Source organism: Arthrobacter sp. S2(2024), from assembly GCF_036662515.1.
Lineage (GTDB): Bacteria > Actinomycetota > Actinomycetes > Actinomycetales > Micrococcaceae > Arthrobacter.
The window spans coordinates 24452-31294 of the sequence record NZ_JAYKZI010000010.1 but is presented as its reverse complement, the minus strand read 5'-3'; the positions used below and the strand labels follow the sequence as shown (position 1 = coordinate 31294).

Below are 6843 nucleotides of genomic sequence, written 5' to 3'. Positions count from 1 at the left end.
CCCCGGCCACACCACCCGCAGGCCCGGAACCGTGAAATGTCGGGCGGGCCGCCGCTCCAGGGCGAACCAACCGCAGCTGGTCACCAGCGGCGGCCCGCCGTTCAACGCCACCACCAGGCACCGGCACCCCCGGTGCCGCGCTTCAATAATGTCCGGCCCTTAAGAAAGGATGCCCCCATGGACATCATCCGGATCAGCAAGCTCCTCGCCCTGCTCACAACAGCCATCGCCGTCGGGGCCGGTCTCGCGGCCATCGCCGCCGACCCTGCCGGCAGGCTCGCACCAGCGGCCATGATTACCGTCATGGCCTTCGCCGCCCAGGCTGCTTTCACCCGTAGGCTCAGCCCGTCGGCCTTCGTCTACGCAATGTTCGCCTCGCTCGCGGTCTTCGGTGCCTTCTTCCATGGCCCCTGGTTCCTGCTCGCAGCGATCATGTGCTGGAGCGGACACCATGTCCTGCGCCTCCTCCCGGCAGGGACCCGCTAGACTTGCCCGCAGATTTCCTTTTGCAGAGGGAAAACCCCAGGGGCCGGCACATGGCCGCCCCTGGTTGCTTAACCACCAACCAGCCCTGGTCAATGACCGGTTATCTGCCACAGATCCAGACCCATCCTTGCCGCCGTCAACAGCAACGCCGCAGCCGAGATCCAGACGCCGGCGATCTGCCAGGCACTGGCCCGCGGCCGCCGTCCATCCTCCATGCTTCCCCTTCCCCTCACCCAGTGGGGAAACCATCCTAGAAGCCAGGAACGACACCCAACGGACCGCCGTCGCAGCCCCGATGCGTTGCGCACCCGATACCCACAACCACACGGGCCAACCAGCCACCGTCTGTGGACAACCAGCGCCCGACCATGCACAGAAAAGACCCGGCGAGCCCCCGGAACCCGGGCGCGCCGCTGCGGTCCACCCAGATCCGGAGACAGGCCTAGGGGGTCAGATGGTCGGGAAACGGGACATCGGCGGGGTCCAGCTCCGGGCGCGCTCCTGGTGGAGTCCGTTATTCGGAACCGTAGATATTCTTGGCGCTACAGGCCTCGGATGGAAGCCGCTGCCTAAGCTTCCCGATCGTTTTGGATGCACCGGCTGTCCCCGCGGTCAGTCCTGGCTGAAGGCGGCGTCGAAGGAGGTCCACGACGTCGGGAAGTCGAACTTCTTGAGGTTGGCGAGGGCTTCGGGGGCGCCGTGGAGACGGTCCATGCCGGCGTCTTCCCATTCGATGCTGATCGGGCCGGTGTAGCCGATGGCGGCGAGGGCCCGGAAGGAGGATTCCCAGGGGACGTCGCCGCGTCCGGCGGAGACGAAGTCCCAGCCGCGGCGTGGGTCGCCCCAGGGCAGGTGGGAGCCCAGGACCGTGTTCCGGCCGGTCGGGCGCAGCTTGGTGTCCTTGCAGTCCACGTGGTAGATCCGGTCCTTGAAGTCCCAGATGAAGGACACGGGGTCGATGCCTTGCCACATGAAGTGGGAGGGGTCCCAGTTCAGCCCGAACGCTTCGCGGTGCCCGATCGCTTCCAGGGTCCGGACGGTGGTCCAGTAGTCGTAGGCGATCTCGGAGGGGTGGACTTCGTGGGCGAAGCGGACCCCGCATTCGTCGAAGACGTCTAGGATGGGGTTCCAGCGGTCGGCGAAGTCCTGGTAGCCGGCCTCGATGACTTTCTCGGGGACGGGCGGGAACATCGCGACGTATTGCCAGATGGAGGAGCCGGTGAACCCGACGACGGTGTCCACCCCGAGCGCCTTGGCGAGGCGGGCGGTGTGTTTCATTTCCTCGGCGGCGCGCTGGCGGACGCCTTCGGGGTCCCCGTCGCCCCAGACCTTGGCCCCGACGATCGCCTGGTGGCGGAAGTCGATGGGGTCATCGCACACGGCCTGGCCCTTGAGGTGGTTGGAGATGGCCCAGACCTTGAGGTTGTATTTGTCCAGGATGGCGAGTTTGGACTCGGCGTAGCCGGGTTCGTCCCAGCGCCAGGCGTCCAGGTGGTCCCCGGACACGGCGATTTCCAGGCCGTCATAGCCCCAGCCGGAGGCGAGCTTGGCGACTTCCTCGAAGGGCAGGTCGGCCCACTGGCCGGTGAACAGGGTGTACGGGCGGGGCATCTCAGGCACCTGCTTTCAACGCCGGGGTGGACGGTGCGACCGCGATGATCCTGCTCCGGTCGTTGGCCGAGGCTTCGATGGCAGCCAGCACGCGCTGGATCCGCAGCCCGTCCTCGAAGGAGGGCGCCGGAGCGGTCCGGGCGTCGATGGCGGTGAGGAAGTCCCGGATCTGGTGGGTGAAGGTGTGTTCCCAGCCGATGACGTGGCCCTGCGGCCACCAGGCGTCCATGTAGGGGTGTTCGGGTTCGTTGACCAGGATCCGGCGGAAGCCCTGCTCCCGGATCGGAAGGGTTGCGTCCAGGAAGCCGAGTTCGTTCAAGTTTTCGAGGTCGAACAAGAGCGTTCCCTTGGAACCGTAGATCTCAATCTGCAGGCTGTTCTTCTGCCCCGTCGCAACTCGCGATGCCTCCACCGAGGCACTGATCTCACCGGTCAGCCCGAGGGTCGCCCATGCCGCGTCATCGACCGTGACCGTCTCGATGCCGCCGGGTCCGGGCCGCTCCGTCACGAAGGTGCGCAGCGTGCCGGTCGCTTCTGTGACGTTCTCACCCGTGAGGTGTTGGATCTGGTCGATGGCATGGGAGGCAATGTCGCCCAAGGCCCCGGACCCGGCCGTTTCCTTCCGCAAACGCCACGTCATCGGTGACTCTGCATCGGAGAGCCAGTCCTGCAGGTAGGCGGCTCGGACGTGCCGTACCGTGCCCAGCCGGCCCTCGGCGATCAGTTCCTTCGCGAGGGCCAGGGCCGGTACCCGGCGGTAGTTGAAGCCGATCATGGACTGGATGCCGCGCGCGCGGGCGGCACGCGCGGCATCCGTCATGGCTTCGGCCTCGGCGAGGGTGTTCGCGAGGGGCTTCTCCACGAGCACGTGCTTGCCCGCTTCCAGCGCCGCGATGGCGATTTCGGCGTGCATCCAGCCCGGAGCGCAGATATCCACGACGTGGATGTCGTCGCGTTCGATCACCTGGCGCCAGTCCGTGGCGGACTCGCTCCACCCGTACTTCGCCGCGGCCTCGGCGACCTGTTCCGCGTCCCGGCCCACGAGCACTTTCTGCTCGAAAGCCGGAACATCGAAGAAACTGGCCACGTTCCGCCACGCATTCGAATGGGCCTTGCCCATGAACGCGTAACCGATCGCTGCAACACCGAGCGGGGTGCCGCGTCTGTCGGTAGTCCTCATGCGTGCACCCCGTTGCGTGGGATCCCGGTCGGCGTGAAGAACGGAGCCGTTCCTTTCATATGATTCAACCTCTTTCGTTGGGCTTCGAATATCTTTATCCGGCTGCATGAACTTTTGTTTTCGTTGATCGTGTCCCGATTCCAAGGCCGAGAGGTGGCTTGTTCGAATGGAGAAGTCGATGGCTCTTGATGGTCTGGATTGGTGCGGTGTGGTGGCTGCGCACCACCCCGGCATATGAACGGGACGCCCAGCTTGGAAGGCCCAAGCTGAGCGTCCCAACAGGGTCCTGGCTGGCAGCCGGCAGTGGCGTGCACCGGCATTCTTGGCCTGAAATTTCTGGCTGATGATGCTGTTGCGTCACTTCAAACGGCGTCCCGCTTTACGGGTGCGCCGGCACTGTTACCGGAAGGGTCCGGCGAATCAGCGGAGACCGGTTGCGGCGATTCCCTGGATGAAGTGCCGTTGGAGGAACATGTAGAGCACCAGGACAGGGAGAAGGAGCACCAGAGCGCCTGCGAGGAGGACGCCGTATTCAGTCATGTTGGAACCCTGTGATGCGACCGCCAGTCCCACGGGGAGGGTGTAGTTGGATTCCGACTGGGCGACCACCAAGGGCCAGAGGAAGTTGTTCCACGCTGCGAGGAAGGTGAGGATGCTCACGGCGGCTGTGGCAGGTCCGAGTAAAGGGACGAAGACCTGCGCGAAGACGCGGAATTCCCCGGCCCCGTCGAGCCGTGCCGCCTCGATGAGTTCTTCCGGGACCGCAGAGGCAAACTGCTGCATGATGAAGATCCCGAGGGGCAGAACGACCATGGGTGCGATGATCCCCCCGAGCGAGTCGGCCAGCCCCAGCTGCACGATGACGCTGAACTGGGGAACGAAAAGCGCCGTAACGGGGATCATGAGACTGGCCATGACAGCGCCGAAGACGAGCTTCTTGCCGCGGAAGCGCAGCTTGCTCAACGCATATCCGGCCATCGAGCTGAGTGTGACGTTTGCGATAACAACCACCGCTGCAACGACCAGGCTGTTCACGAAGTAGACGAGGAAGTCCTTCTCTGTGAAGAGAACAACGAAGTTGTTCAGGTTGCCGAAGCTCTTGGGGAGCCACGCACCGGGATCGTGCAGGATCTCGCCGGTGTCCTTGAACGCTCCGAAGACCACCCACGCGAAGGGAAGAAGCGACACCCCAGTGACGACGGTGAGGATCGTGTAGACGAGTGGACGGGAGAGACGTGCGGTAATCATTCTTTGGTCCTGAATAGTCGGAACTGGACAAAGCTCACCACGGCGATCAGCAGAAGGAGCACGTACGATCCCGCCATGGATGGGCCGATGTTGCCGAAGCCGAACTGCTGGAAGACCCACAGTGCGATCGTTTCTGTGGAGCCGAGTGGTCCGCCCTTCGTCAGCAGGAACGGCTCGTCGAACACGTTCATGTAGAAGACGGTGACGAGTACGGTTACCAGCAGCGTTGTGGGGCGAAGCATCGGGAGCGTGATCAGGCGGAAGCGGCGCCATGCCCCTGCGCCATCGAGCGCGGCGGCTTCGTAGACATCCGTGGGGAGAGACTGGAGTCCTGCGAGGAAGAGAACCATGCAGGTCCCGGCGTTGCGCCAGATGCCCATCGCGATCACCGTGGGCATGGCCCAGTTCGGGTCGCCCAGCCAGTTCGGACCGTTGATCCCTGCCGCGGATAGTAGCGAGTTCACCGGTCCGCTCGGGGTGAAGGCGTACTGCCAGATGACGGCGACCGCAACGACGTTGGTCACCACGGGGGCGTAGAGCGCGGCCCGGAAGAATGTTTTTAACCGGTTGATGCCGTTGTTCAGCGCTACCGCCAGTGCCAGGCCGATGGCGATTGTCAACGGGACGCCGACGACGACAAACGTACCGGTGTTCAGCACTGAGCGCTGGAATTCGGGACTACCGAGGGCGGTCGCGAACGTCTGCAGGCCGACGAAGTCCACCGAGTAGGGGTGCCGGAGGTCGCCGGCTTTGATGTCGGTGAATGAATAGGCCAGGGCCATCAGGGCGGGGACGAAGGTGAAGACCGTGAAGACCAGCAGGAAGGGGGCGAGGAAAAGATATGCTGCGCGGTCACTGCGGGGTGTGGAACGCCGTGCCGGCGGGGGTTTCACATCCCGCACGGTCGCGGTCGCGGTAGCGGTGGTCATTTGCCGGCCCCTGTGCCAATCGCATCGGCCTGCCGTTGGGCTTCGTCCAGCGCGGTCTGCGCGCTGGCCTGGCCGCGGGCGACTCTTTCCAGCTGCTTTCCGATGATTGTGCCGACCTGGCTCCACGTCGGCACGGCCGGGGCCAGAGCTGCGGTGTCCATGGCGGTCTTCACGGGCCCCAGGAGCGGGTTTCCGGCGATGGACTGGTCGTTCCATGCGCTCTTGTTTGCCGGCAGGTTACCAAAAATGCCGTACCACTGAACCTGAGCCTGCGGCGTGCTCATCCAGCGGGCGAGCTTCCATGCCGCGTCGGCATTCTTCGCATCCTTGAGGACAGCCAGGCTGCCCCCGCCGAGAGACGAAATGCTCCCTCCCGGGCCCGCGGGGACGGGGGCGACTCCCAGGTGCTGCGCAGACCATCCGGTGCCGTTGGCCGAGTCAAGCCAGCCCGGGAACCACGGACCGCTGACAACCGAGCCGATCTTGTGCGTGGTGAAGGATGACACGGTGTCCACGAAAGTCGGGGAGTCCGGGCTCGCGTAGCCCCTGCTGAACATCGAACCCCAGAAGCCGGCGGCCTCGACAGCCTTTGGGTCGTTGATCGTCCATTTCGTGCCGTCGCCGCTGATCAGTTGCCCACCGGCTTGACGCACGTACGAATCGAGGGCCTGGGCGGAGTAGGTGTCGTACCCGATGTCCATCCCGATCGCTTTCGTCGCGCCGGCCTTCTGGAGACCGTCAAGGAACGACTGGAAGCTGGACCAGGACGTCGGGGCCTGGAGCCCGGCCTTGTCGGCCAGATCCTTGCTGTAGTAAAGGACGTTGGCATATGCGTACCACGGGATGGCGTGGGGGACTGCTCCGACCAGCGTGGCCTTCTCTAAGGATGGGAAGAAGTCGGCCGTGTTCACCAGGCCGGCCGGCACGGGGGCAAAGGCACCCGTGGAGAGCATAGTCGTCTGGGTCTGGCTGTAGAGGTAGACCATGTCGGGCACCGTGCCGGCCGAGATCGCGGTTTGAAGCTTCGTGTCGAACTGGTCAGAAGGAATCTGGGTGACCTTGACGGTCACACCCGGATTGGCCTGCTCGAAGGCTTTGACGAGCTGCGGGAGCTTGGCGCCGTCGTCGCCGCCAGCCCAGAAATTGACCGTGCCCGTGGCTGGTTTGTCGTCGACCGTGACCGTGCTGGCCGCTGCGGTGTCCGATGAGCGTCCGCAACCGGATAGCACCAGGGCGGAGGCCAGTGCCGCGGCCCCGAGTGCGAGGACCCGTGCGCGGGCCTTCGGAGATGAGTTCAGCATGATTGGATACACGCCTTCCTGTCTTGATCGTCCCAATGGGATCTGGATCACACCATTATGCGAGAGAATCGCAGAATAGGGAAGACCC

At 64.6% G+C, this 6843-nt stretch carries 6 protein-coding genes; 1 reads left to right on the top strand and 5 read right to left on the bottom strand.

Features of this window, described 5'->3' with window-relative positions:
- The first annotated feature begins 177 nt into the window (after window positions 1-177).
- Window positions 178-486 (top strand): hypothetical protein, encoded by a 309-nt coding sequence (locus VLA65_RS16870; protein WP_332603154.1) that lies wholly within the window; start codon window positions 178-180, stop codon window positions 484-486.
- A gap of 612 nt (window positions 487-1098) precedes the next feature.
- Here the strand turns inward: VLA65_RS16870 and VLA65_RS16865 are convergent.
- From VLA65_RS16865 to VLA65_RS16845, 5 genes are all read right to left on the bottom strand, one after another.
- Entirely contained in the window at window positions 1099-2097 is a 999-nt protein-coding gene (locus VLA65_RS16865; RefSeq protein ID WP_332603153.1) for a sugar phosphate isomerase/epimerase family protein, read from the bottom strand.
- Window position 2098: 1 nt separating this feature from the next.
- A complete protein-coding gene (locus VLA65_RS16860; RefSeq protein ID WP_332603152.1) occupies window positions 2099-3277 on the bottom strand; it encodes a Gfo/Idh/MocA family protein in 1179 nt (392 codons plus the stop codon).
- 420 nt (window positions 3278-3697) lie between these two features.
- Window positions 3698-4525: a carbohydrate ABC transporter permease gene (locus tag VLA65_RS16855; RefSeq protein WP_332603151.1), complete on the bottom strand. Its 828-nt coding sequence runs from the start codon at window positions 4523-4525 to the stop codon at window positions 3698-3700.
- Window positions 4522-5454, bottom strand: coding sequence for a carbohydrate ABC transporter permease (locus VLA65_RS16850; RefSeq protein WP_332603150.1), 933 nt, complete (start codon window positions 5452-5454; stop codon window positions 4522-4524). Before VLA65_RS16850 ends, VLA65_RS16855 begins: the two co-directional genes overlap by 4 nt.
- Window positions 5451-6755 carry an extracellular solute-binding protein gene (locus tag VLA65_RS16845; protein ID WP_332603149.1) on the bottom strand — a complete coding sequence of 435 codons (1305 nt, stop codon included), beginning with the start codon at window positions 6753-6755 and terminating at the stop codon, window positions 5451-5453. The genes VLA65_RS16850 and VLA65_RS16845 overlap by 4 nt, the downstream gene beginning before the upstream one ends.
- Between the last annotated feature and the right edge of the window lie 88 nt (window positions 6756-6843).